This is a genomic window from Saccharopolyspora montiporae, assembly GCF_015209505.1.
Classification (GTDB): Bacteria; Actinomycetota; Actinomycetes; order Mycobacteriales; family Pseudonocardiaceae; genus Saccharopolyspora; species Saccharopolyspora montiporae.
This window is the reverse complement of sequence record NZ_JADEYC010000009.1, coordinates 13,754-36,729: the sequence shown is the minus strand read 5'-3', so window position 1 is coordinate 36,729 and position 22,976 is coordinate 13,754. Positions and strand designations below refer to the sequence as shown.

Annotated in this window: 18 protein-coding genes and 1 tRNA gene; 13 read left to right on the top strand and 6 right to left on the bottom strand. The window is 72.7% G+C overall.

From position 1 onward, the window contains the following. The first annotated feature begins 44 nt into the window (after positions 1-44). On the top strand, positions 45-653 hold the full coding sequence (locus IQ251_RS05515) for a malonic semialdehyde reductase (RefSeq protein WP_193927357.1): 609 nt from the start codon (positions 45-47) through the stop codon (positions 651-653). 71 nt (positions 654-724) lie between these two features. Here the strand turns inward: IQ251_RS05515 and IQ251_RS05510 are convergent, their stop codons facing one another. From IQ251_RS05510 to IQ251_RS05495, 4 genes are all read right to left on the bottom strand, one after another. Further along, complete coding sequence (locus IQ251_RS05510; RefSeq protein ID WP_193927611.1) at positions 725-1,705, bottom strand: ribose-phosphate diphosphokinase; 981 nt, start codon at positions 1,703-1,705, stop codon at positions 725-727. Positions 1,706-1,733: 28 nt separating this feature from the next. Then, the gene (gene glmU / locus IQ251_RS05505) at positions 1,734-3,257 is read right to left on the bottom strand and encodes a bifunctional UDP-N-acetylglucosamine diphosphorylase/glucosamine-1-phosphate N-acetyltransferase GlmU (RefSeq protein WP_193927356.1); all 1,524 of its coding nucleotides are present in this window, start codon (positions 3,255-3,257) and stop codon (positions 1,734-1,736) included. A 374-nt stretch (positions 3,258-3,631) separates the two neighbouring features. Next, positions 3,632-5,332, bottom strand: coding sequence for a GGDEF domain-containing protein (locus IQ251_RS05500; protein WP_193927610.1), 1,701 nt, complete (start codon positions 5,330-5,332; stop codon positions 3,632-3,634). A 113-nt stretch (positions 5,333-5,445) separates the two neighbouring features. After that, positions 5,446-5,516 (bottom strand) — tRNA-Gln (locus IQ251_RS05495). A gap of 425 nt (positions 5,517-5,941) precedes the next feature. Between IQ251_RS05495 and IQ251_RS05490 the strand changes: the two genes are divergently transcribed. Both IQ251_RS05490 and IQ251_RS05485 read left to right on the top strand, forming a co-directional pair. Next, positions 5,942-6,913 (top strand): acyl-CoA desaturase, encoded by a 972-nt coding sequence (locus IQ251_RS05490; RefSeq protein ID WP_193927355.1) that lies wholly within the window; start codon positions 5,942-5,944, stop codon positions 6,911-6,913. 156 nt (positions 6,914-7,069) lie between these two features. After that, positions 7,070-7,666, top strand: coding sequence for a TetR/AcrR family transcriptional regulator (locus tag IQ251_RS05485; protein WP_193927354.1), 597 nt, complete (start codon positions 7,070-7,072; stop codon positions 7,664-7,666). Positions 7,667-7,670: 4 nt separating this feature from the next. Here the strand turns inward: IQ251_RS05485 and IQ251_RS05480 are convergent, their stop codons facing one another. Continuing rightward, positions 7,671-8,852 (bottom strand): PQQ-dependent sugar dehydrogenase, encoded by a 1,182-nt coding sequence (locus IQ251_RS05480; protein ID WP_193927353.1) that lies wholly within the window; start codon positions 8,850-8,852, stop codon positions 7,671-7,673. 195 nt (positions 8,853-9,047) lie between these two features. Between IQ251_RS05480 and mfd the strand changes: the two genes are divergently transcribed. From mfd to IQ251_RS05450, 6 genes are all read left to right on the top strand, one after another. Then, positions 9,048-12,644: a transcription-repair coupling factor gene (mfd, locus tag IQ251_RS05475; protein WP_193927352.1), complete on the top strand. Its 3,597-nt coding sequence runs from the start codon at positions 9,048-9,050 to the stop codon at positions 12,642-12,644. Positions 12,645-12,737: 93 nt separating this feature from the next. Then, a complete protein-coding gene (locus IQ251_RS05470; RefSeq protein ID WP_193927351.1) occupies positions 12,738-14,474 on the top strand; it encodes a BCCT family transporter in 1,737 nt (578 codons plus the stop codon). 60 nt (positions 14,475-14,534) lie between these two features. Further along, complete coding sequence (locus IQ251_RS05465; RefSeq protein WP_370591222.1) at positions 14,535-15,464, top strand: SurA N-terminal domain-containing protein; 930 nt, start codon at positions 14,535-14,537, stop codon at positions 15,462-15,464. A gap of 47 nt (positions 15,465-15,511) precedes the next feature. Further along, positions 15,512-16,525: a nucleoside triphosphate pyrophosphohydrolase gene (locus IQ251_RS05460; RefSeq protein WP_193927350.1), complete on the top strand. Its 1,014-nt coding sequence runs from the start codon at positions 15,512-15,514 to the stop codon at positions 16,523-16,525. A 92-nt stretch (positions 16,526-16,617) separates the two neighbouring features. After that, the gene (locus IQ251_RS05455; RefSeq protein ID WP_193927349.1) at positions 16,618-17,409 is read left to right on the top strand and encodes a lytic murein transglycosylase; all 792 of its coding nucleotides are present in this window, start codon (positions 16,618-16,620) and stop codon (positions 17,407-17,409) included. 52 nt (positions 17,410-17,461) lie between these two features. Continuing rightward, positions 17,462-18,271 carry a lytic transglycosylase domain-containing protein gene (locus IQ251_RS05450; RefSeq protein WP_193927348.1) on the top strand — a complete coding sequence of 270 codons (810 nt, stop codon included), beginning with the start codon at positions 17,462-17,464 and terminating at the stop codon, positions 18,269-18,271. Between the two features lie 23 nt (positions 18,272-18,294). Here IQ251_RS05450 and IQ251_RS05445 read toward each other — a convergent pair whose 3' ends face one another. Then, positions 18,295-18,675 carry a tetratricopeptide repeat protein gene (locus IQ251_RS05445; protein WP_193927347.1) on the bottom strand — a complete coding sequence of 127 codons (381 nt, stop codon included), beginning with the start codon at positions 18,673-18,675 and terminating at the stop codon, positions 18,295-18,297. A gap of 291 nt (positions 18,676-18,966) precedes the next feature. Here IQ251_RS05445 and eno point away from each other — a divergent pair, with 291 nt between their 5' ends. The 4 genes from eno (at position 18,967) to IQ251_RS05425 (ending at position 22,955) form a co-directional block, all read left to right on the top strand. Next, the gene (gene eno, locus IQ251_RS05440) at positions 18,967-20,253 is read left to right on the top strand and encodes a phosphopyruvate hydratase (protein WP_193927346.1); all 1,287 of its coding nucleotides are present in this window, start codon (positions 18,967-18,969) and stop codon (positions 20,251-20,253) included. A gap of 3 nt (positions 20,254-20,256) precedes the next feature. After that, complete coding sequence (locus tag IQ251_RS20215) at positions 20,257-20,784, top strand: FtsB family cell division protein (RefSeq protein WP_193927345.1); 528 nt, start codon at positions 20,257-20,259, stop codon at positions 20,782-20,784. Further along, positions 20,781-21,293: a DUF501 domain-containing protein gene (locus IQ251_RS05430; protein ID WP_193927344.1), complete on the top strand. Its 513-nt coding sequence runs from the start codon at positions 20,781-20,783 to the stop codon at positions 21,291-21,293. The genes IQ251_RS20215 and IQ251_RS05430 overlap by 4 nt, the downstream gene beginning before the upstream one ends. A 123-nt stretch (positions 21,294-21,416) precedes the next feature. After that, on the top strand, positions 21,417-22,955 hold the full coding sequence (locus IQ251_RS05425; RefSeq protein ID WP_370591221.1) for a lytic transglycosylase domain-containing protein: 1,539 nt from the start codon (positions 21,417-21,419) through the stop codon (positions 22,953-22,955). Positions 22,956-22,976 lie beyond the last annotated feature (21 nt).

The following is a 22,976-nucleotide window of genomic DNA, read 5'->3' as shown; positions in this document are numbered from 1 at the left end:
GTCGCCGACCCGCGGAGACCGCAGCGATGCACAGGAGTGACCGCATGACCGCCACCCACAGCACTCGGCTGGTGCTGGACGAGCACGCCCAGGACCTGCTGTTCCGCGAGGCGCGGACCTCGAACTCGTTCAGCGACGAGCCGGTGACCGATGAGCAGATCCGGGCCATCTACGACCTGGTGAAGTGGGCGCCGACCTCGATGAACCAGCAACCGCTGCGGATGGTGCTGGTGCGGTCGGACGAGGGCAAGCAGCGCGTGCTGCCGCACCTGATGGCGTCGAACGCGGCGAAGAGCGAGCAGGCGCCGGTGGTGGCGGTGCTGGCCGCGGACACCGAGTTCCACGAGCGGCTTCCCGAGGTGTTCCCGCACAAGCCGGAGGCGAAGGAGATCTTCGCGGACGACGCGTTCCGGGTCCGCAACGCGCGGCTGAACGCCACCCTGCAGATCGGCTACTTCATCCTCGGCGTCCGCGCCGCGGGCCTGGCGGCCGGCCCGATGACCGGCTTCGACGCCGGCGGCCTCAACGCGGAGCTGTTCCCGGAGGGCAAGCAGGAGGCCCTGGTCGTGGTCAACATCGGCAAACCGGGCGAGAACCCCTGGTTCGACCGCCTCCCGCGCCTCGACTACGACCAGGTGGTCACCGAACTCTGAAGAGCAGAAGGGCGGGGCACCTCCGAGAAGGAGGAGCCCCGCCCGAGAAACCAACCGGACACCCGGAGAACTCAGGCCTGGCCGTTGAAGAGGCTGGTTACCGACCCGTCCTCGAACACCTGGTGAATCGCCTCGGCCACCAGCGGCGCGATGGACAGCACCCTGAGGTTGCTGAACTGCATCTCGTCCGGGATGGGCAGCGTGTTGGTCAGCACGACCTCCTTGGCCCCGCTGTTCTCCAGCCGCTCGACGGCCGGACCGGACAGCACCGCGTGCGTGGCGGCGATGATGACGGCCTTGGCGCCGGACTCCAGCAGCTGCTCGGTGGCCTTGGTGATCGTGCCGCCGGTGTCGATCATGTCGTCGACCAGGATGCAGACCCGGCCCTCGACGTCGCCCACCACGCGGTTGGCCACGACCTGGTTGGGCTTGCTGGGGTCGCGGGTCTTGTGGATGAACGCAAGCGGGGTCCCGCCGAGGTCGTCGGCCCACTTCTCCGCCACGCGCACGCGGCCGGAGTCCGGCGAGACCACGGTGATCTTCTCGTCGGCGTAGGTCTCGCTGACGTAGCTGGCCAGCATCTTCTGCGCCATCAGGTGGTCGACCGGACCGTCGAAGAAGCCCTGGATCTGATCGGTGTGCAGGTCCACGGTCATGATCCGGTCGGCGCCCGCGGTCTTGAACAGGTCGGCCATCAGCCGCGCGGAGATCGGTTCGCGGCCCTTGTGCTTCTTGTCCTGCCGGGCGTAGCCGTAGAACGGAACGACTGCGGTGATCCGCTTGGCGCTGGCGCGCTTGAGCGCGTCCACCATGATCAGCTGTTCCATGATGGCGTCGTTGAGCGGGCTGCTGTGCGACTGGATGACGAACGCGTCGCAGCCGCGCACGGACTCGTCGTACCGGACGAAGATCTCACCGTTGGCGAACTGGTAGGCGGCCTGGGGCGTGACCGTCACGTCGAGCTGCTTGGCCACCTCCTCGGCGAGCTCCGGGTGGTTGGTCCCGGAGAAGAGCTTCAGGCTCTTCTTCGGGGTCGCAGACATGGCACTCACGGTCATCGTCCCTCCCCGTCGACGTCCGTCACCGGGCGTCACTCGTCGGATTGGATTGTTCTTGCATTGCCAGTGCCTGCTGTGCGGCCTGGTCGGCGGCGGTACCCGGGCGGCGCTTGGCCACCCAGCCTTCGATGTTGCGTTGCCTCCCGCGGGCGACCGCCATCGCACCGGGGGGGACATCTTCGGTGATCGTGGAACCGGCGGCGGTGTACGCGCCGTCCCCGACCTCGACCGGCGCCACGAACATGTTGTCCGCGCCGGTCCGCGCGTGGGAGCCGATCACGGTGCGGTGCTTGTGCACCCCGTCGTAGTTGACGAAGACCGTGGCGGCGCCGATGTTGCACTGCTCGCCGATGGCCGCGTCCCCGACGTAGGTCAGGTGCGGGACCTTGCTGCCCGGGCCGATCTCGGCGTTCTTGGTCTCGACGAAGGTACCGACCTTGGCGTCGTGCTCCAGCCGGGTGCCCGGCCGCAGGTAGGCGAACGGGCCCACCGAGGCGTCCGGGCCGACTTCGGCGCCCTGGCCGTGCGTGCGCACCACCGTCGCCCCGGTTCCCACCCGGCAGTCGGTGAGCGTGCTGTCCGGCCCGATGGTGGCGCCTTCACCGACGGTGGTCGACCCGCGCAGCTGCACGCCGGGTTCGAGCAGCACGTCCCGGTCCAGTTCGACGTCGCAGTCCAGCTGCACCGACGAGGGGTCGAGGACGGTGACGCCCCGGCGCATCCAGCCCTGCACGAGCCTGCGGTTGAGCTCCCCGGTCAGCCCGGCCAGCTGCACGCGGTCGTTGACCCCTTCGACCAGCCACGGGTCCGCGCAGACCAGGGCGCCGACCCGGCCGCCGTCACCGCGGGCGATAGACAGCACGTCGGTGAGGTAGAGCTCGCCCTGCGCGTTGTCGGTGGACAGCCGGTCCAGCGCGTCCGCGAGCACCGCGCGGTCGAAGGCGTAGACACCGGAGTTGATCTCGGTGATGGCGGCCTGGGCGTCGTCGGCGTCCTTCTGCTCGACGATGCCGGTGACCTCGCCCGCGGCGTCGCGCACCAGCCTGCCGTAGCCGGTCGGGTCGCTGACCACCGCGGAGAGCACGGTCACCGCGTTGCCGGTCCCGTCGTGCTCGTCGAGGAGCCCGCGCATGGTCGCGGCGTCGAGCAGCGGCACGTCCCCGTAGCTGACCAGCACCGTTCCCGGGTCGTCGCCGGTCGGTACGGGCAGCCGGGCGAGACCGCAGGCCACCGCGTGCCCGGTGCCGAGCTGCTCCTCCTGCACGGCCACGTGGATGTCCCGGTCGATGCGGGTGGCGAGCTCGTCGAGGTGCGCACCGACCGCGTCCCGGCCGTGCCCCACGACGACGGCGAGATCGTCCGGGTCGAGCCCGGCCGCGGCGCGCACCGCGTGCTCCACCAGCGGGCGGCCCGCGATCGGGTGCAGGACTTTGGGGGTCGCCGACCGCATGCGCGTTCCCTCGCCGGCGGCGAGCACGATCGTGCTGACCGGTCGCGGCGCACCTGTGCCGCGGGAGGAGGGTCGGGCGGTTTCGCCCTGGAGCATCAGTGCTCTCCCTTGATCTCTCGGTGCTGCTCGGTGACGTGCGTCCGGCCGGCGAACCGGCGGCGACGGGTCTGTTGCGTCCAAGCGGGTGAAGGGTAACCGGCGCCGGGACCTCCCGGCGCGCGGCCCCTGCACCCGTCCGGCTTGCGTGATGATACCGGCGAGCAGGGGTGGTTCGTCTGCTGCGCCCCGCTGTGCGCTGCGGTTTCCACGTCGCCCGCCGGTGTGCCGGGAGGGCTCCAGCCGAGCGTGGGGCGGGTGCCCGGGGATGCTCCGCGGTGCTCCGGCGGAGTGAGTTGCAGTACACATCGGGCGCACCGGGGCGGTTTCGGTCCGTTCGTCGGATTCCCGGTCCGGGGCGGGCTCCGGCGGGCTCAGCCTTCGCCGGGCGGGATCCACACCGGGCGCTCGCCGGTGCTCTCCGCGCTGCCCGCGAACGCCGACACGCGGTTCCCGCCGTCCCGCTTGGCCCGGTACATGGCGGCGTCGGCGCGGGCCAGCACCTGTGCGGCGGACTCGTGCGGGCGCATCTCGACCACGCCGATGGACAGCGTCACTCCGCGGGACAGGTCGCCCGGGAGCCCGTGCACGGCGCGCACGGTGCGGTGCAGGGCGGCTTCGGCGGAGGTCAGCGGCGCGCCGGGCAGCAGCACCACGAACTCGTCGCCGCCGTAGCGGGACACGAAGTCGTCGTTGCGCAGCGTGTCGCGCAGCGCGCCCGCGACGGTGCGCAGCACGTCGTCCCCGTCCGCGTGCGAGCAGCGGTCGTTGACGCCCTTGAACCCGTCCAGGTCGACCAGGGCCACGGCCAGCGGCTGGGCTTCCCGGGAGGTGAGCAGGTTCTCCAGCCGGTCGTCCAGCGCCCTGCGGTTGGACAGACCGGTCAGCGGGTCCTGCAGCGCCTGCCGGGTGATCGCGTCGTGCTTGTGGTTCAGCCGCTCGTTCTCCAAGCGGGTGACCAGTGTGGACAGCCGGGCCTGGCGCATCGTCCACAGCTCGGTCTCCAGGTCGCGCGCGTAGTCGCGCAGTGCGTCCGACGCGCCGTCCCCGCTGCGCAGCAGCAGCGCGTGCTCGCGGGCCAGCGAGATGTGCAGCGTCGGTTCCGAGGAGGTGGTCCCGTCGAGCCCGGACCGGGTGTCCGCGAGCAGGTGCAACGCCTGTTCGCGGCGATCGGCGCTGATCAGGCAGCGGGACAGCGCGATGGCGACCAGGATCTCCTCCCGCGGCGCCATCGTGCGGTCCAGGGTGCGCAGCACCTCCAGCCGCTCGATGTGCTCGAACCGCGGGCCGGCCAGCGCGTGCGCGGCGCCGAGCACCGGCATCTGCTCGGCGGCGGAGAGTTCGGACAGCCGGGGGAACAGCGATTCCCGCCACGGCCCTTCCACCGCCACGGCCAGCGCCGATGCGGTCGCGAACCGTGCACCCGCCTCGTCCTGCTGGCCGATGCGCTCCAGCCGCAGACCCCAGCTCAGCAGCATCCGGCAGCGGTTGATCATGTGCACCGCGATCTCGTGCGGCCCGCCGCTCTCCCGGATGCGGTGGTGCGCGCGTGCCATGACCTCGTCGGCCATCTCGTAGACGCCGAGCTGGGTGAGCACCAGCCCGATGTCGATCAGCGAGGTGGCCAGCAGCCGCTCCCAGGAGCGCTGGCCGAGCGTGCGGTCCGGGGCGAGCTCGTCGTCCAGGATGGCCAGGCCGCCCGCGATCTCGGTGAGCGCCTCGTCCTCGCTGCCCGCCAGCAGCGCGCGCCGGCCGCGCAGCGCGTGCGCATCGGCCTTGAGCACGTCGAGCCCGTGCCTGCGGGTGTGCGTGAGCAGTTCGTCGAGCAGCGGATCGGCGCTGTCGACCCGGGTGCGGGTGCCGAGGCGCAGGGCGGCGCAATGCCGCAGCAGCTGGGCGACGATCCGAGGTTCTCCGCGGCGGCGGGCTTCGACGAGCAGCGCATCGGCTTCGCGGATGGTGTTGCGCTGGCCGTTGATATCGCTGTGCTGGCCCGCTGCGTTCAGTTCCCGCGCGCGACCGACCAACCACGCATCGGACACCTTGCCCAGCGTGGTCGCCGCTTCGTCGCGCACCGCGGTCGTCTCGTCGCGCAGCGGCGCACACCCCCTGTTCACCTGTCCGCCCGGCACGCCGGGGCCGGCACCGTCTTCGGCGGTCACCGCGGTCGTCCCGGGTGGCCCGCTCGCTCCGCCGCCAGGATTCGAACCTGGACCATCGGAACCAAAATCCGAGGTGCTGCCTTTACACCACGGCGGATCGGGCGCTTGTCGCCGGTGCGGGGCCGCCAGCGCGGAAGCCTACCGGCGGGTACGGCGCAGCGGGAACGCCCGGCCGACATCGTGACATGCGCGGCTGCGCTGCCGATCTGCGGGCGCCGCCGGGGCGGGGCCGTGTCAAGGGTTGCTCGCACCGCGGTGGGACGCGTGCCGCTCGGCCCGGGTTTCCCGGCCGATCGGGTGAAGAATCGCAGCTGACACGCCCGGGAATGCCCGACACGCCGCATTTTCCGAGCCGGGGGTGACGATTCGGCATCGAACAACTTACGCTGGCGTAGGTTACGGTGCCGTAGGCTAGAGGTGTTGCGGAACCGTGACCTTCCGAGCCGGCGGACGTTCGAGCCGACGACGTTCGCGCTGGCGGAAGTTTTGCCAAACTCCCCCGAAGTCATCGAGGTAGTGAGTATGACCGCAGCAACCGAGCCGGTCGCCGCTGAGCGCGCGGCCGAGACCCGGTCCGGCCCGAAGCCCTTGACCGAGGGCAGGCGTGGATGGGTCGCGCAGCTGTCCGTGTACCTGTTCGTGCTGGTCCCGTTCGTCGCGCTCATCGCGGCCGTCCCCTTCGCCTGGGGGTGGGGGCTCGGTTGGGTCGACGTCGGCCTCGCGCTGGTCTTCTACGTCATCTCCGGCATCGGGGTGACCGTCGGCTTCCACCGGCACTTCACGCACGGGTCGTTCAAGGCCAACCGCGGGGTGCGGGCGGCGCTGGCCATCGCGGGCATGATGTCCGCGCAGGGGCCGGTGATCACCTGGGTGGCCGATCACCGCAGGCACCACGCCTACTCCGACCGCGAGGGCGACCCGCACTCGCCGTGGCGGTTCGGCAGCTCGCCCAGCGCGCTGGCCAAGGGCTTCTGGTACGCGCACATGGGCTGGCTGTTCGAGCGGGACATCACCAACCGCGAGCGCTTCGCCCCGGACCTGCTCAAGGACCGCGAGCTGGTGCGCACCGACCGGTTGTTCCCGCTGTGGACGGTGCTGAGCTTCCTGCTGCCCGCGGCGCTCGGCGGCCTGCTGACCTGGTCGCTGTGGGGTGCCGCCACCGCGTTCTTCTGGGCGGGGCTGGTGCGCATCTCCGCGCTGCACCACATCACGTGGTCGGTGAACTCGATCTGCCACATGATCGGCGAGCGGCCGTTCAAGAGCCGGGACCGGGCGGCCAACTTCTGGCCGCTGGCGATCGTGTCCTTCGGCGAGTCCTGGCACAACTCGCACCACGCCGACCCGACGTGCGCCCGGCACGGGGTCCTGCGCGGGCAGCTGGACATCTCCGCGCGCACCATCTGGGCGCTGGAGAAGCTCGGCTGGGCGTGGAAGGTCCGCTGGCCCAACGAGAAGCGCCTCGCGCGCATCGCGGCCACCGAGCACGCCGCCTGATCGGCGGCCCTCCGATACCGGTGGATCCGGGAGTCCCGCACACGTGATCGGCTCCGACGTCTTAGGCTTGCGCGAGTGGCAGCACGGCGACGCGGGCGGACAGCCGCCGAAACGGGCGGGACCCCGGAACCCTCCGGTCGCGCGGCGAGGGTCCGCATGACGGGCAAGGAGCGCCGCCAGCAGCTGCTCGACGTGGCTCGGGCACTGTTCGCCGAGAAGGGGTTCGACGGCACCTCGATCGAAGAGATCGCGCACCGGGCCGGGGTGTCCAAACCGGTCGTCTACGAGCACTTCGGCGGTAAGGAAGGCGTCTACGCCGTCGTCGTCGACCGCGAGATGCGCAACCTGCTCGACCTCGTGGTCAACGCGCTGTCCGCCGGGCACCCGCGGGACCTGCTGGAACAGGCCGCCCGGGCGCTGCTGGACTACATCGACAACTCCACCGACGGGTTCCGGGTGCTGGTCCGCGACTCGCCGATCGCCAGCACGTCCGGCACCTTCTCCAGCCTGCTCAACGACATCGCCAGCCAGGTCGAGCACATCCTCGGCCTGCAGTTCAGCGCCAAGGGCTACGACCCGAAGCTGGCGCCGCTGTACAGCCAGGCCCTGGTCGGCATGGTCGCCGTCGCGGGCCAGTGGTGGCTGGAGGTGCGCAAGCCCAAGAAGGAAGAAGTGGCCGCGCACCTGGTCAACCTCGCCTGGAACGGGTTGTCCCACCTGGAGCACAAGCCGCGGCTGTACACCACGAAGTAGCGGGTCAGCCCGCGAGCGACACCCGCAACACGCGGTCGTCCGCCCCGTTCGAGGTCGTCAGGTACGCGGCACCGTCCGGGCCCTGCCGGATCCCGCGCAGCCGGCCGTGCGTGCCGTCCAGTTCCGCGGGCACCGAGATCTCCTCGACGGCGCCGTCCGGGCCCAGGCCGAACAGCAGCAGCTTGCTGCCCTTCAGCGCGGTGACCGCCAACGTCCCGTCCAGCGGCCCCCAGTCCGGTCCGTGCAGGAACTCGGCCCCGGAGAGCGCCTCGGTTTCCGCCCCGGAGGACCAGACCGCCCGCTGCGCGTCCGGGAAGCGCTGCAGGTCGGTCATCGGCACCGACTCGTCGTAGCCGTCCGAGGTGCCGCCGCGCGAGGGGTCCCAGCCGTAGTTGCCGCCGGGGTGCAGCCGGTTGATCTCGTCGTCCACGTCCGGCCCGTGCTCGGCGAGCAGCACCTGGTCGCCACCCGGTCGCGGCGCCACCCCCTGCGCATTGCGGTGGCCGTAGGTCAGCACCAGCCGCTCCCGCGGATCCGGTGCGCCGGCGAACGGGTTGTCCGGCAGCGGGCGTCCGGTGTCGAGGTCCATTCGCAGCACCTTCCCGCCGAGGGACCGGCGGTCCTGCGCGACCTCGGGTGTCGCCGCGTCCCCGGTGCTGACCAGCAGCGATCCGTCCTGGGCGATCGCGGGCCTGCAGCCGGAGTGCCGTCCGCCGGGGTTGACCGGCAGGCCGGTCAGCAGCGGGTCCAGCCGCTCGGCGCTGGTGCCGTCCGGGCCGAGTTCCCAGCGCACCAACCGCACATCGACCGGGCGCCCGCCCTCCTGGTGGGTCTGGCAGGTGATGAACTGCCGGTTCTCCGCGAAGTCCGGGTGCACCACGAGGCCCATCAGCCCGCCCTCGCCCTGCGCGAACACGTCGTCGAGATCGGCCTGCACCGGACGCGGCTGCGCCCCCGGCCCGGTGTCGTCCAGCAGCACGAGGCGGCCGGAGCGCTCCGGCACCAGCGCGGCGCCGTCCGGCAGCAGCCCGACGTCCCACGGGTGGTCGAGCCCGTCGGCGACCACCTCGACGCGCAGCCCGGGCGGTGCGGTCCGCTCCGGAGCGGCTCCCGGAGCACCGCCTCCGGCGCACCCGGTCAGCAGCAGGCCGCCCAGCAGTGTCGCGATCCCGCGCCGAGAGAGCATGTGCGCAGTGTGACATCGGACATCGGGTGTTTCGGGGTGGCGGCGCGATGTCGTGGCGGAGTCGTAGTCTGGCCGGGACGCCTGACCGCCGACCGGCGCGCGCCGCCCCGGCTCCCGCCCGATCTGCTGCGGCCCGCCCGCGGATCCGCGGCGCAGGTGTGTCCGCTTTCGCGACGTCCGCTGCGAGGTACTCCGATGAGCCAGGCCGGTCCGCTGCGCGGACTGCTTCGAGTCGTGCTCGGCGACGATACGTTCGGCCGGGTGGTGGCGGCCGCCGATCGGCCGCGGATGGTGCTGGAAGGTCCGGCGGCGGCGCGTTCGCTGACCGCCGCGGCGCTGGCGGACGGCGACGGCGCCGACCGGCCGGTGCTGCTGGTCACCGCCACCGGACGCGAGGCCGAGGAAGCGTCCGCCGCGCTGGCGGACCTGCTGGGCCCGGGCGCGGTCGAGACTTTCCCCTCCTGGGAGACGCTGCCGCACGAGCGGCTGTCGCCGCGCGCGGACACCGTCGGCAGGCGGTTGTCCGTGCTGCGCAGGCTGGCGCATCCCGAGGAGGACCCGCGCGGCGGCCCGCGGGTGCTGGTGACCACGGTGCGCAGCCTGATCCAGCCGATCGCCCCCGGCTTGGGCGAACTGCGGCCGGTGCAGCTGGCCGTGGACACCGAGCACGACTTCCAGGAGCTGGTCCAGCGGCTGGCCGGGCTGGCCTACGAGCGGGTCGACATGGTGGAGAAGCGCGGGGAGTTCGCGGTGCGCGGCGGCATCGTGGACGTCTTCCCGCCCACGGTCGAGCACCCGCTGCGCGTGGAGTTCTGGGGCGACGAGGTCACCGAGATCCGCCCGTTCTCGGTGGCCGACCAGCGCTCGCTGCCGGAAGCCGAACGCGCCGAGCTGTACGCGCCCGCCTGCCGGGAGCTGCTGATCACCGAGCAGGTCGCCGAGCGCGCGGCCAAGCTCGCCGAGCAGCACCAGGCCGACGAGCAGCTGGCCGAGATGCTGGGCAAGATCGCGGGCGGCGCCCCGGTCGAGGGCATGGAGGCGCTGATCCCCGCGCTGTGCGAAGGCGAGATGCGGCTGCTGACCGATCTGGTCCCCGCGGGCACGCACGTGCTGCTCGCCGATCCGGAGAAGGTCCGCGCGCGGGCGGCGGATCTGGTGCGCACCGGTCAGGAGTTCCTGGAAGCGTCCTGGATGGTGGCCGCCGACGGCGGCAAGGCGCCGATCGATCTGGGCGCGTCGGCCTACCGCGGGCTGGCCGAGGTCGCCGAGCACACCCGCTCGCTCGGGCTGCCGTGGTGGACGCTGACCCAGCTGACCAGCGAGAGCGATGAGGGCGACGCGGAGACCGCCCGGCTGGCGATTCGCCAGGTGGAGGGCTACCGCGGGGAGATCGAGCGTGCCTTCGCCGATCTGCGCGCGCAGCTGGCCACCGGTGGCGCCGCGGTGCTCGTGGTCGCGGGCAGCGGCACCGCCCAACGCGCGGTGCAGCAGCTCACCGAGGCCGAGATCCCCGCGCGGTTGGCCGAGGACGGCCTGTCCGCGGCACCGGAGGGCGGTCTGGTCACCGTGACCCGCGGCGGGCTGGAGGACGGGTTCTCCGCGCCCGGAGCGGGTCTGGTGGTGCTCACCGAGGCCGACCTAACGGGGGGCCGCGGGGGCACCTCGACGCGGGACATGAACCGGATGCCCGCGCGGCGGCGCAACGCGGTCGACCCGCTGTCGCTGAAGGCGGGCGACTTCGTGGTGCACGAGCAGCACGGCATCGGCAAGTACGTGGAGATGGTGCAGCGCACCGTGGGCGGGGCGACCCGCGAGTACCTGGTGCTGGAGTACGCCTCCAGCAAGCGCGGTCAGCCCGGCGACCGGCTGTTCGTGCCCACCGACCAGCTCGACGAGGTGACCCGCTACGTCGGCGGCGACGTCCCCTCGCTGAACAAGCTCGGCGGCTCGGACTGGAAGAACACCAAGGCCAAGGCGCGCAAGGCGGTCAAGGAGATCGCCGCGGAACTGGTGCAGCTCTACGCGGCCCGGCAGTCCTCGCCGGGACACGCGTTCGGCGCGGACACTCCGTGGCAGCGCGAGTTGGAGGACGCCTTCCCGCACGCGGAGACCGGTGATCAGCTGTCCGCGATCGACGAGGTCAAGCAGGACATGCAGAGCTCGGTGCCGATGGACCGGGTCATCTCCGGCGACGTCGGCTACGGCAAGACCGAGATCGCCGTGCGCGCCGCGTTCAAGGCGGTGCAGGACGGCAAGCAGGTCGTGGTGCTGGTGCCGACGACGCTGCTGGCCCAGCAGCACCTGACCACGTTCACCGACCGGATGCGCTCGTTCCCGGTGACGATCCGCGGGATGTCCCGGTTCACCGACCCGATGGAGGCCGAGCAGACCACGCAGGGGCTGGCCGACGGTTCGGTGGACATCGTGATCGGCACGCACCGCCTGCTGCAGACCGGGATTCGCTACAAGGATCTCGGGCTGGTGATCGTCGACGAGGAGCAGCGGTTCGGCGTCGAGCACAAGGAGCACATCAAGTCGCTGCGCACCTACGTGGACGTGCTGACCATGTCGGCCACGCCGATCCCGCGGACGCTGGAGATGAGCATGGCCGGTATCCGCGAGATGTCCACGATCCTGACCCCGCCGGAGGAGCGGCACCCCGTGCTGACCTACGTCGGCGCGTACGACGAGAAGCAGGTGGCCGCCGCGATCCGCCGCGAGCTGCTGCGCGACGGCCAGGTCTTCTTCGTGCACAACCGGGTGCACGACATCGAGAAGACCGCCCGCCACCTGCGCGAGCTGGTCCCGGAGGCGCGGGTGGTGACCGCGCACGGGCAGATGAACGAGGAACGCCTGGAGAGGATCATCCAGGGCTTCTGGGAGCGCGAGCACGACGTGCTGGTCTGCACCACGATCGTGGAGACCGGACTGGACATCTCGAACGCGAACACGCTGATCGTGGACCGCTCGGACATGCTCGGCCTGGCCCAGCTGCACCAGCTGCGCGGGCGCGTCGGCCGGGCCCGCGAGCGCGGGTACGCGTACTTCCTGTACCCGCCGGAGAAGCCGCTGACCGACACCGCGCACGACCGGCTGGCCACCATCGCGCAGAACTCCGAGCTCGGCGCGGGCATGGCGGTGGCGATGAAGGACCTGGAGATCCGCGGCTCGGGCAACATCCTCGGCGCCGAGCAGTCCGGGCACATCGCCGGTGTCGGCTTCGACCTCTACGTCCGGCTGGTCGGCGAGGCGGTGGAGAACTACCGCAACGCGGTCGGCGGGGACGGCGAGCAGCCGGAGGAGGAGCTCGGCGAGGTGCGGGTGGACCTGCCGGTGGACGCGCACATCCCGCACGAGTACGTGCCGGGGGAGCGGTTGCGGCTGGAGGCCTACCGCAAGATCGCCGCCGCGCCGGACGAGGACGGGCTGGCGGCGATCCGCGCCGAGCTCACCGACCGCTACGGCGCGCCGCCGGACACCGTCGAGCGGCTGCTGCGGGTGGCCCGGTTCCGGCAGGTGTGCCGCGAGCACGGGATCCGCGAGGTCGCGCTGCAGGGATCCTCGCTGCGCATCGCGCCGTTCGAGTTGTCGGACTCGCAGCTGGTGCGGTTGAAGCGGCTCTACCCGAAGGCGGTGTACAAGGCCGCGGTGCGCACGGTGTCGGTCCCGCGCCCGACCGAAGGTGCCGCGGGCGGGCGGATCGGCGCGCCGCCGCTGCGCGACGAGCCGCTGCTGGACTGGTGCACCCAGCTGATCACTTCGATGACCGCGGCACCCGCCCCGGCGGGCTGACCGGCGCCGGCCGGGCGATCGCCGGAGTTGCCGCACCCGGTGGGCCGAGTGACCGTGTAGGCGGTCAGGACTCGGTCACCGGGAGGCGCGTCGATGGCGGGGCAGCACGAGACTTCGCAGGATGAGGCCCCGTCTTCTGCAGCGGATGTCACCCGGCCGCGCACCGATTTCGTCGTCTTCGGCGTCACGGCGCTGCTGATCGCCTTCTTCGTCGGTTGGGGTATCACGTCATCGTCCACATTGGGCGCCGCGGCCGAAGCGGGGCTGGACTGGGCGGTCACCAACATCGGTTGGGGATTCGTGCTGGCCTCCACGGGTTTCGTGTTCTTCGCGCTGTGGCTGGCGTTCAGCCGCTACGGGGCGATCCCGCTGGGCACCGATGACGAGTCACCGGAGTTCCGCACGTCGTCCTGGATCGCGATGATGTTCAGCGCCGGGATGGGCATCGGGCTGATGTTCTTCGGTGTGTCCGAACCGCTGTCGCACTTCGTCGAGCCGCCCCCGGGCACGGTGGCCCCGGGCAGCGGTGCCGCCGTGGAGGTCTCCATGGCGACGTCGTTGTTCCACTGGACGCTGCACCCGTGGGCCATCTACGCGGTGGTCGGGCTGACCATCGCCTACGGCAGCTTCCGCCGCGGGCGCAAGCAGCTGATCAGCGCCGCGTTCGCCCCGCTGATCGGCGAACGCGCGGCGCAGGGGCCGCTGGGCAGGTTCATCGACATCCTCGCGCTGTTCGCGACGCTGTTCGGCTCGGCGGCCTCGCTGGGCATCGGCACGCTGCAGATCCGCAGCGGGATGGAGGCGGCCGGGTGGATCGGCGCGGTGGGCAACACGGTGCTCGTGCTGATCATCGTGGTGCTGACCATGTGCTTCGTGGCCTCCGCGGTGTCCGGGGTGGCCCGCGGGATCCAGTGGCTGTCCAACATCAACATGGTGCTGGCCGCGGTGCTGGCGGTGTTCGTGTTCGTGGCCGGGCCGACGGTGTTCATCCTGGACCTGGTCCCCACCGCGATCGGTTACTACATCAGCGATTTCGGCGAGATGGCCTCCCGCTCCGGCGCCACCGGCGGCGAGGTGATGAACGAGTGGCTGAGCACCTGGACGATCTTCTACTGGGCGTGGTGGATCTCCTGGGCGCCGTTCGTGGGCACGTTCCTGGCGCGGATCAGCCGCGGCCGCACGATCCGGCAGTTCGTCGGCGGCGTGATGCTGGTGCCCAGCGCGGTGAGCGTGGTGTGGTTCGCGATCCTCGGCGGCAGCGCCATCGACCTGCAGCGCGACGGTGCCGTGGACGTGGCCGGCTCGGGCGGCGAGGAAGCGCAGACCTTCACCGTCATCGAGACACTCCCGCTGGCGGGCGTCACCACGGTGCTGGTGATCCTGCTGGTGGCGATCTTCTTCGTCACCGGCGCCGATTCGGCCTCGATCGTGATGGGCACGCTGTCCCAGCGCGGTTCGATCTCGCCGCGGCTGTGGGTGGTGGTGTTCTGGGGCGTGGCCACGGGTGCGGTCGCGGCGATCATGCTCATCTCCGGCGGGGAGAACGCGCTGGAGGGCATCCAGAACCTGACCTTCCTCGCCTCGGTGCCGTTCGCGCTCGTGATGGTGTTCATGTGCCTCTCGCTGAGCGGGGACCTGCGCACCGACGACCTGACCCGCCGCGGGGAGAAGGGCGTGGAGGTCTTGGAGCAGGCGGTCATCGCCGGGACCGAGGCGCACGGCGAGGACTTCCAGCTCGAAATCGGGCCCGCCGAGGAGTCCGATGCGGACTCGGGAGAGCAGGACGGGACCGGGTCCGGTGCGGACGAGGGGCCCGCGGAGCGGGACTGACCGCGCGCCGCGCGGTGTTCGCCCTTCTCCGCGGCGTGGCTTCGTGAGAGGCTCACGTTCGTGACGTTCGCCATACCGCTTCGCGCGCGCCGCTGGGCACCGGTGCTGCTGACCGGACTGCTGCTGGCCGGGTGCGGGACCGGGCCGGGCGAGCCCGGTGCCGCCGCCATCGTCGGCAGCGCGCGCATCCCGGTGTCGCAGGTCCAGGACCGGCTGGACGAGGTGCTGCGGGATCCGGAGGAGGCCGCCCGGCTGCGCGAGGAGGGCGGGCTCGGCAACCGGGGCAGGCAGCTGGCCTCGTTCCTGGTCCAGCAGGAGCTCATCGAGCAGGCCGCCGTGCGGGAAGGGCTGCGGGTGCCGGAAAGCCGGGTCGACGCGGCGCTGCAGGAGCAGGGTGGACCGGCGGCCGTCGCGGACGGAACCCTGGTCACCCCGCCGCACGTGCGGGACTACGTGCGCTCCTCGCTGCTGCTGACCGAACTCGGCCGCGCCCAGGCGGGGCGGCTGTCCGTGCTGGTCGACTACCTCGGCGCCGGGACCCGCGGGCAGGCCCAGCAGCTGGCCGGCCGCATCGCCGCCGGGGACACCGCGGCGCTGGACGAAGCGCAGCGCGCCGGGCGGCCGGTCGCGCGGGGTGAGCGCCTCTCGGTGGCGGGCAATCCCGAACTGGCCGCGCTCACACCGATGTTCGGGGCGCAACCGGGGACGGTGCTGGCCTTCGAACCGCAGCCCAACAGCGGGCAGTGGATCGTGGCGCGCATCGCGGAGCGCTCGGTGGCGCCCGGTGCTCCCGACCCGGCCGCGGCGCAGCTCGACGAGCAGACGCTGCAGGCGATCGGGCTGCGGCTGCTGGGCGCGACCGCGCAGCAGGTCGGGGTGGAACTGAGCCCGCGTTACGGGGTCTGGGACCCGATCGCGCTCAACGCGGCGCCGGAAGCGGGGCAGACCACCGGGTTCAGCTTCCCGCCGCGGGCCGCCGACCGCGGGTGAGCGCGCGCACAGCCGGCGGTGCCCCGCGTGGTGGAAGAATCGGGGCCATGGATGAGCTCGCTGCCGGCAGTGCCGTCGTCCTGGTCGACCACCGGCTCGGTGCGGTGCTGCCCGCCGCGGCCGCACCGCTGCTGCGCGCCGCGCAGCAGGTGTGGGCCGATCCCGAGCTGGACGGGGCGACCCGCGTGGCGCTCGGTGCGGTCCCTGCCCCGCCGGCCGCCGACCTGGTGCGGCAGGCCGGTTCCGGACCGGTGCTGCTGTTCGCGGCCCGGGCGGACGCGGCGGCGGCCGAGGTCCTGCGCGCCGCGGGGGCGCAGCTGATCGGCGGTACCTCGCCCGCGGGCGGGGAGCTGCTGGCCGCGGTGCGGGTGATGGATCGGTTGCGTTCGCCCGGCGGATGCCCGTGGGACGCGGAGCAGGACCACGATTCGCTGCGCAGATATCTGGTGGAGGAGACCTACGAGCTGCTCGACGCGATCGAGCGGCGCGATCGCGCGGAACTGCGCGAGGAGCTCGGCGACGTGCTGCTGCAGGTGCTGTTCCACGCGCGGGTGGCCGCCGAGGACCCCGCGGACCCGTTCGACGTGGACGAGGTCGCGGCCGGTCTGGTCGGCAAGCTCGTCGCCCGCCATCCGCACGTCTTCGCCGAGGACACCGCGGTGTCCGACGCCGAGTCCCAGGGGATGCGCTGGGAGGAGCTCAAGCAGCGCGAGAAGCAGCGGGAGTCCGCTGTGGACGGTGTTGCGCTCGGCCAGCCCGCGGTGGCGCTGGCTGCCAAGCTCGTGCAGCGCGCGAGCCGGGCCGGCGTTCCCGCGGACGCGCTGCCCTCCGGCGGCGGCACCGGTGAGCAGCTGTTCGACCTCGCGGCGCGCGCGGCACTGGCCGGGGACGACCCGGAGGACCGGTTGCGTGCGGTGGCGACCGGGTTCGCCGACCGCGTCCGGGCCGCCGAGCGCCGCGCCCGGGAGTCCGGGGCGGATCCGGCGGACCTGCCCGCTGCGGAGTGGCGGCGCCTGCTGTCCGCGTCGCCCGCCCCGGCCCGGGCGCGGGGCGAAGCGTGACGCAGACTGGTCCGCGCCCGGCCGGCGCCGGGCGGTGCGCACGCGGTTCCGCCGGTGCGCGAGCTGCCGGGGACATCGGACGGGGGAGTGCCGTGGCGCGTCGTCGATGGTGGTCGGTGCTGCTCGCGCCGATCGTGCTGTTGCCCGCCGGCTGCGGATTCGAGCTGAACCTGCCGGACCGCCGGAGCTCCGCGCCGCCGCCCGGGGCGCAGGCACCGCCCGACCCCGGGCACCCGCCGCCCGAGGTGCGGCTCGGCACCGCCGAGGACCGCCCGCTGCCACCGGAATCCCGACCGCAGGCGCAGCTGGCGGACTGGGCGCGGCCTATCGCGGAGAGCACCGGGGTGTCCGCCACGGCGCTGCAGGCGTACGGGTACGCGGCGCTGGCGGTGCAGGCGTCCGCGCCGGAGTGCGGGTTGACCTGGACGACGCTGGCCGGGGTCGGCGCCGTCGAGTCCCGGCACGGCACGCTCGGCGGTACCGAGCTGGACGGGACCGGGCGTCCGCAGGAACCGATCATCGGTGTCCCGCTGGACGGGTCGGCCGAGGTGCGGCGGGTCGACGACACCGACGGCGCCGCCTACGACGGCGATCCGGTCTTCGACCGCGCGGTGGGGCCGCTGCAGTTCATCCCGGAGACCTGGGAGCGCTGGGCGGTGGACGCCGACCTGGATGGGCGGGCCGACCCGCACGACATCGATGACGCGGCGCTGGCCGCGGCGCGGTACCTGTGCTCGCAGGGCGAGGACATGAGCGATCCCGAGGGGTTCTGGGAGACCGTGCTCGTCTACAACCAGAGCAACAGCTACGTGCAGGACGTCGTGGACTACGCCGATCACTACGGCGGTCTCAGCAGGCCGCCGCAGCCGGGTGAGCGGGACTGATCCGCCGGGACGGATCGTGGCCACACGTGTTACCGACGCGTAGCCTGATCGCGTGTTCCGGATCACCTCGCCCGTGCTCGCCGCGGGAGGCCGCCTGGCGATCGCGGTGCTGCTGTTAGCCGTGCTGGCAGGCGGCCTCGGGCTGCTGCAGACCGCGACCCGCCCCGCCCAGGCGCCCGCCGCCGCACCGCCGCCCAGGAGCATCCCCGAACCCGCCCGGGTGCAGCCGGGAACCGCGGTCCCGCAGGTCGAGGAACCGGCGCCGGCCCCCGCTCCGGCTGCGGGCGCGGCCGATCCGGTGCGCGCCTGGGCCGATGAGATCGCCGCTGTGCAGGACATCCCGGCGCGCGCGGTGGTCTCCTACGTCAACGCCGAACTGGCCATGCGGCACTACCAGCCGGAATGCGGGATCTCCTGGACCACCCTCGGCGGGATCGGGCGCATCGAGTCCGACCACGGCCGGTTCGGCACTCGGCAGCTGGACGAGGACGCGCGGCCGTCGGCGCCGATCATCGGCGTGGCGCTGGACGGGGTCCCCGGGGTGCAGCAGATCCCGGACACCGACGGCGGCGCGCTGGACGGGGATCCGCAGTGGGACCGCGCGGTCGGCCCGATGCAGTTCATCCCGTCCACCTGGGCGAAGTGGGCGACCGACGGGACCGGCGACGGCAAGGCCGATCCGCAGAACCTGGACGATGCCGCGGTCACTGCGGGGCGCTACCTGTGCGCGAACGGGCGGGACATGAGCAGCGGCGAGGGCTGGTGGTCCGGAGTGCTCGGCTACAACAACTCGGTGGAGTACGCCCAGCAGGTGTACGCGCTGGCCGAGGGCTACGCGGCGGCGGGCGGCCGCCGGGACTGAACCGGGCAGCCCGTCCGGCGCGGTCAGGAGCTGCGCAGCGCGATGTTCGTGTTGATCTCGCCGAGCGCTTCCCGGTACGCGGGTTCGTCCGGATGCATGGTGACGGCGAGCCGCAGCTGGGCCCGCGCTTCGGCGAGCCTGCCCTGCCGTTGCAGGGTGCGGCCGAGCGCCAGCCGCGCGTAGTGGTCGGTGGGATCGAAGTCCAGCACCCGCAGGAACGCGTTCTCCGCTCGCTGCAGCTGGGAGGAGAAGAAGTACGCGCGTCCCAGCAGCAACTGCACGCTGGGCTTGTCCGAGTCGACGTCGAGGACGGGTTCCAGGGTGCGCAGCGCTTCCAGCGGGCGGCGCCGCGAGACGAGCTCTTCCGCCCGCCGGAAGGCTGTGATGGTGGCTTCGCTCGTCATATCCCGGACAACGCTACGCCCGGACCTGCTGTTCCGAGACGTCCGACCGGATGGTATAAGCCCGCTGCCGCGGGGCCGATGTGAATCGATGAACGCGGCATCCGCGCACGTCATGGCCCTGTTTCGCCGGGCGGAACCGGGTGGCGGTGTGATCCGCGCGAGTCTGCGGCCGCGCCTGCGGCCGTCCGGTTAGGCTCGGAGGCGGTCGTTGGGCGTTCGGCACGTCGGCGCTGGTCCGCACGGCCGCGCCGGAACGGGCGTCCGTAGTTCGAATGCTGATTAGGAGCACACGTGGCGATCATCGAACAGGTCGGCGCCCGCGAGATCTTGGACTCCCGCGGGAACCCCACCGTCGAGGTCGAAGTGGCGCTGGAGGGCGGCACGCTGAGCCGCGCGGCGGTCCCGTCGGGCGCCTCGACCGGCGAGCACGAGGCCGTCGAGCTGCGCGACGCCGACCCGGCCAGGTACGGCGGCAAGGGCGTGGAGAACGCCGTGACCGCGGTGCTGGACGAGATCGGTCCCGAACTGGCCGGGATGGACGCCACCGAGCAGCGCGTCGTCGACCAGAAGCTCGTCGACCTGGACGGCACCTCGGGCAAATCCCGCCTCGGCGCCAACGCCCTGCTCGGCGTCTCGCTGGCGGTGGCCAAGGCGGCGGCCGAGTCCTCGGACCTGGAGCTGTTCCGCTACGTGGGCGGTCCCAACGCGCACGTGCTGCCGGTGCCGATGATGAACATCCTCAACGGCGGCGCGCACGCGGACACCGGGGTGGACGTCCAGGAGTTCATGATCGCGCCGATCGGGGCGGACTCGTTCTCCGACGCGCTGCGCTGGGGCGCGGAGACCTACCAGGCGCTGAAGTCGGTGCTCAAGGCGAAGGGCCTGCCGACCGGGCTCGGTGACGAGGGCGGGTTCGCGCCCGACCTCGCCAACAACCGCGAGGCGCTGGACCTGATCACCCAGGCCATCGAGAAGGCCGGCTACAAGCCGGGCCGGGACATCGTGCTCGCGCTGGACGTGGCCGCCACCGAGTTCTTCTCCGGCGGCAGCTACCGGTTCGAGAAGTCCGAGCGCACCGCCGAGCAGATGGCGGAGTACTACCGCGAGCTGCTCGACGCCTACCCGCTGGTGTCCATCGAGGACCCGCTCAGCGAGGACGACTGGGACGGCTGGGCCAAGCTCACCCGGGAGATCGGCGGCAAGGTGCAGCTGGTCGGCGACGACCTGTTCGTCACCAACCCGGAGCGGCTGGAGGACGGCATCAGCCGCGGTGTGGCGAACGCGTTGCTGGTCAAGGTCAACCAGATCGGCACGCTGTCCGAGACGCTGGACGCGGTCAACATGGCCACCGCCAGCGGCTACAAGAGCATGATGAGCCACCGCTCCGGCGAGACCGAGGACACCACGATCTCCGACCTGGCCGTGGCCACCGGCTGCGGGCAGATCAAGACCGGTGCTCCGGCGCGCAGCGAGCGGGTCGCCAAGTACAACCAGCTGCTGCGCATCGAGGAAGCCCTCGGCGACGCCGCCCGCTACGCGGGTGAGCTGGCCTTCCCCAGGTTCACGCCGGAGAGCTGATCCGTGGCTGCCGGGGGCGGATCGCAGGACCGGGCCCGACGTCGGGGGCAGACCTCGGCGCGGGGCTCCGAACGCGCTCGCAGGACCGGCGGCGGCGCTGCCCAGCGCCCGGGTGGCAAGCCCGCCCGGGCGCGGCAGCGGTCGGGTGCCGCGGGGGCGTTCAAGCTCTCCTCCACCCGCCGCGCGGCGGGGCTGGCGATGCTGGTGTGCGTGATGGCGCTGAGCGTGTCGGTGCCGCTGCGCACCTTCCTCAGCCAGCAGGCCGAGCTCGACGCGCAAGACCGGCAGCAGGTGGCGCTGACCAGGGAGGTCGCCGAGCTGGAGCAGCGCAAGGCGCAGTTGTCCGACCCGGCGCACATCGAGGCCGAGGCCCGCGAGCGGCTGGGCTACGTGCGTCCCGGCGAGACGCCGTACACGGTGCACCTGCCCGAGGAGACGGGGGCCGGTCCGGCCGAACCGCCCGAACCGGGCGCCGGGGACGCGCCGTGGTACGAACGCCTCTGGCAATCGGTGGTGGGGAAGGACGAATGACGGTGGACACGGGCGAAGGTGCTGCTCAGGCGGTCGGTGAGCAGGACCGGGCGGCGGTCGCGCGCCAGTTGGGCAGGCCGCCGCGGGGGCTGCGCGCCGTGGCCGCGCGGGACGCGGCGGGCGAGCCGACGGTGGTGCAGACCTGGCCCCGCGTGGAGGGCGGCACGCCCTTCCCCACGCTGTACTACCTGACCGCGCCGCAACTCGTGGCGCATGCCTCCACGTTGGAGGCGGAAGGGCTGATGCGGGACATGGCGCGCCGGCTGGCCGAGGACCCGGAGCTGGCGGCGCACTATCGCCGCGCGCACGAGTCCTACCTCGCCGAGCGGGATGCGCTGGAATCGTTGGGCACCGAAGTGACCGCGGGCGGGATGCCGGACCGGGTCAAGTGCCTGCACGTGCACATCGCGCACGCGCTGGCCAAGGGGCGCGGCGTGAACCCGTTCGGCGACGAGTGCCTGGACGTGATCGCCGAGCGCTGGCCGCAGCACCGCTACCTGCTGGGCTGATCGCGGCCCTGCCGCTCATCCGGCGAGCTCGGGGCTCCTGGTGTATTCAGGAGTCCCGTTCTCGTCGCGCGCACCGCCGGTGACCTGCTGTTCGAGCGGGCCGCGCGGTGCCAGGAGGAGCCAGTGACGTCTCGCCGCAACCGCCGGGCCGCCAAGCATCCTTGGGCGGGACCGCCGGCTCTGCGATCCGCGCCGGCCGACCGCGGCTCGACCCGCTCCCGCAGGCGTCCGATCGCCGCGCTGGCCCCGGCGCTGCTGCTGCCCGCGGCGCTGGTCGTCGGTGCGGCTCCGCTGCTGCAGTCGCCCGAGGACCCGGAACCGCCGCGCGAGCTGGGCGCCACCGGTGAGCTGCCCCGGCAGCCCGCGCCGGGCCCGGAGCTGCTGGACCGCGCGCAGCGGCCGGACGTGCGCGAGCAGGCGCCGCCGGACGAGGAGGTCCCGGCGCCGGACCACCTGGGCATCCCGGAACCCGTGCTGGCCGGATACCGGGGGGCGGCGGAGTCGCTGCAGCGGACCCGCCCGCAGTGCGGGGTGCACTGGTCGCTGCTGGCCTCGATCGGCCGCATCGAGTCCGCGCATGCGCGCGACGGCGCGGTCGATGCGGACGGCACGGCGGTGCGCGCGATCCTGGGCCCGCGGTTGTCCGGCGGTTCGGGCGTGGCCGCGATCCCGGACACCGACGGCGGGCGGTACGACGGCGACCCGGTCTGGGACCGCGCGGTGGGACCGATGCAATTCATCCCGTCGACCTGGCAGAAGCACGGAACGGACGGCAACGGGGACGGCGTTGCCGATCCGCACAACGTGCACGACGCCGCGGCGGCCGCGGGTGAGTACCTGTGCTCCGGCGGCGGGGATCTCGGCGACCGGGCGCAGGCCGCCGAAGCGGTGTTCGGCTACAACCGCTCCGAGGAGTACGTGCGGACCGTGTTGACCTGGGCCGATGCCTACGCGCGGGGTGTGCTGCCCACACCGGTCGACCCGCCCCCGCCCGCCCGCGGGGACGTGCTCGCCGGGCAGCGGCTACCCGCCGACGACTCGCCGCTGATCATCCCGGACTTGCCGCCGGTGGACGAGCACCCGGCCGCGGCCCCTCCGCCGCAGGACGCCGCCCCCGCACCCGAACCGCCGGAGATCCGGCCGCTGGAGACGGAACCGGCGGAGACCGAGCCGCTGGAGACCGAGCCGCCGGAGACGGAACCGGCGGAGACCGAGCCGCTGGAGACCGAGCCGCCGGAGACGGAACCGGCGGAGATCCGGCCACCGTCGCCGGACGTGTCGCCGCCGGACGTCGGGTCCCCGTCCGCACCGCAGGTCGATCCGCCCGCCGCACCGCAGCTCCCGTCCGAGGCCGGGCCGCAGGGCGAGTCGTCGGTCCCGGGAGCGCCCGGCGACACCGCGACGCCCGGCACGCAACCGTCCACATCGGACTCTGCTCGCCCCTCCGCGCCCGCTCCGTCGTCGACCGGGATCGGTCCGGTGCCGATGACCGGCGATCCCGGTGCGCTGCAGCCCTGCGAGGTCGCGGCGCTGCGCACCGGTGAGGTCACCCGCGTCGCGGAGCCGGACATCGTCGGCGAGCTCCGGCCGGGCGAGGTCGTGCACACCGGTGAGCCCGGGACGCAGCAGCCGTGCCGGGTCCCGGAGTCCTACCGGCCCTGACGCCGGGCGGCCCCGCTAGCG

Coding starts and splice junctions, on each gene's coding strand:
- IQ251_RS05515 (WP_193927357.1), top strand. CDS start 45: ATGACCGCCACCCACAGCACTCGGCTGGTGCTGGACGAGCACGCCCAG.
- glmU (WP_193927356.1), bottom strand. CDS start 3,257: ATGCTCCAGGGCGAAACCGCCCGACCCTCCTCCCGCGGCACAGGTGCG.
- IQ251_RS05490 (WP_193927355.1), top strand. CDS start 5,942: ATGACCGCAGCAACCGAGCCGGTCGCCGCTGAGCGCGCGGCCGAGACC.
- IQ251_RS05485 (WP_193927354.1), top strand. CDS start 7,070: ATGACGGGCAAGGAGCGCCGCCAGCAGCTGCTCGACGTGGCTCGGGCA.
- IQ251_RS05480 (WP_193927353.1), bottom strand. CDS start 8,852: ATGCTCTCTCGGCGCGGGATCGCGACACTGCTGGGCGGCCTGCTGCTG.
- mfd (WP_193927352.1), top strand. CDS start 9,048: ATGAGCCAGGCCGGTCCGCTGCGCGGACTGCTTCGAGTCGTGCTCGGC.
- IQ251_RS05470 (WP_193927351.1), top strand. CDS start 12,738: ATGGCGGGGCAGCACGAGACTTCGCAGGATGAGGCCCCGTCTTCTGCA.
- IQ251_RS05460 (WP_193927350.1), top strand. CDS start 15,512: ATGGATGAGCTCGCTGCCGGCAGTGCCGTCGTCCTGGTCGACCACCGG.
- IQ251_RS05445 (WP_193927347.1), bottom strand. CDS start 18,675: ATGACGAGCGAAGCCACCATCACAGCCTTCCGGCGGGCGGAAGAGCTC.
- IQ251_RS05430 (WP_193927344.1), top strand. CDS start 20,781: ATGACGGTGGACACGGGCGAAGGTGCTGCTCAGGCGGTCGGTGAGCAG.